This is a genomic window from Shewanella sp. SG44-6, from assembly GCF_014164185.1.
In the GTDB taxonomy this organism is placed as follows: domain Bacteria; phylum Pseudomonadota; class Gammaproteobacteria; order Enterobacterales; family Shewanellaceae; genus Shewanella; species Shewanella vesiculosa.
Genome location: NZ_JACJER010000281.1, coordinates 1 through 1,234, shown reverse-complemented (window position 1 = coordinate 1,234; position 1,234 = coordinate 1). Strand labels below are relative to the sequence as shown.

1 protein-coding gene and 1 pseudogene are annotated in these 1,234 nt (G+C 43.1%); both read left to right on the top strand.

Annotation, left to right across the window (positions count from 1 at the left end; translation table 11 throughout):
- A pseudogene (locus tag H5185_RS22175) lies at window positions 1–405 on the top strand (MFS transporter); the annotation flags it as partial.
- 131 nt (window positions 406–536) lie between these two features.
- Entirely contained in the window at window positions 537–818 is a 282-nt protein-coding gene (locus tag H5185_RS22170) for a hypothetical protein (RefSeq protein ID WP_182743327.1), read from the top strand.
- Window positions 819–1,234 lie beyond the last annotated feature (416 nt).

The window sequence follows — 1,234 nt, the reverse complement described above, 5'->3', positions numbered from 1 at the left end:
ACGGGGACAAAGTCGGCGAGCCAAAACAAGGTTCCCGATGGACGTAGCGCCTTAGGTTGGGCGGCGATATTGAGCATAGTGCCGGCAGGCATTGCGCTGGCGATAAGTTATGACTTCCATGCCGCGAATATACTGATTTGGGGATTGATGCTGTTTGGCGCCTTATTCGCGATCAACTCTTCATTACACAGCTATCTTATCGTCAGTTATGCGGATGAAAATGGCGTATCGTTAGATGTGGGTTTTTACTACATGGCTAATGCTATGGGACGCTTGATCGGGACTGTGTTGTCTGGCTGGGTGTATCAAGTGTATGGCATGGCGGCTTGTCTGTGGATATCGGCGGCATTTATTGCGTTAGCGGCGCTTATCTCAATTAAGCTTCCAAGACATAGAGCGATATAAAATGCATTAAACGCGAAGAAATGTCATAAATTACATCTGAATTAACATATATGTCATATTTCATATGTATTCTGGCGGTGTTACATAAAGACAGTTAAATGACACCTATGTCGCCAAATGAGGATATCACTATGAAAAAAACAGCGTTAATGTCACTACTAGGTTTAGGATTATTTGCTTGTGTTGCCCACGCGAGTGAATTCGATTTGCCCGGTTTTGTTACTGAAGTTGAAGACGGCCGCTTATGGGTGTTTAAAGAGAATTCGGCTGAGTTAACTGAGTTTAAACAGCATGGTGAACCAGCAAAGCAATTTACTGTAATCGGCGCGGGCCCTAAAGGAATGACGGTTAAATCGGCAGACCAACAAACCTTGGACGAATATTTGGTTCAAGCAAAATCGCATACATGGTGATAAATGAAGGGTACTTCGCTCTTTGTCGTGACCAATAGATGTGGGTAGTGGTTGCCAGCAGAGGGCGCAGCTAAAAATATACGGACTAGCCCCATTTCTTTGGGGCTTGTCATTTCCTGAAACTCGGCATTCGTATCCAGTAGAAGTGTTCAGTCTTCGACTGCAGCATGCGCAATTTGGTGCTGCGTTACTATCTGGTGGTTCTGGTGTAATTAATCGCTATTAATCACTTTATACAGCTTTGAACTGCTCAGACTGCTGCTAGCTCTGACTAAATTAGTTTTTGATGAACATTCATGCAAGGCGGAAGGACCACCTGTTCATCGGCTTTAATAACGTTCTATAATTGCCTTACAAATATTAATCCGAAACCAATTAAATAGAGTAAAAAATCTAACTAGCTTTTGTCCAAAAGT

What these genes read in the sequence shown, in the direction of transcription:
- H5185_RS22170 (WP_182743327.1), top strand. Translation starts at nt 537, where the DNA reads ATGAAAAAAACAGCGTTAATGTCACTACTAGGTTTAGGATTATTTGCT.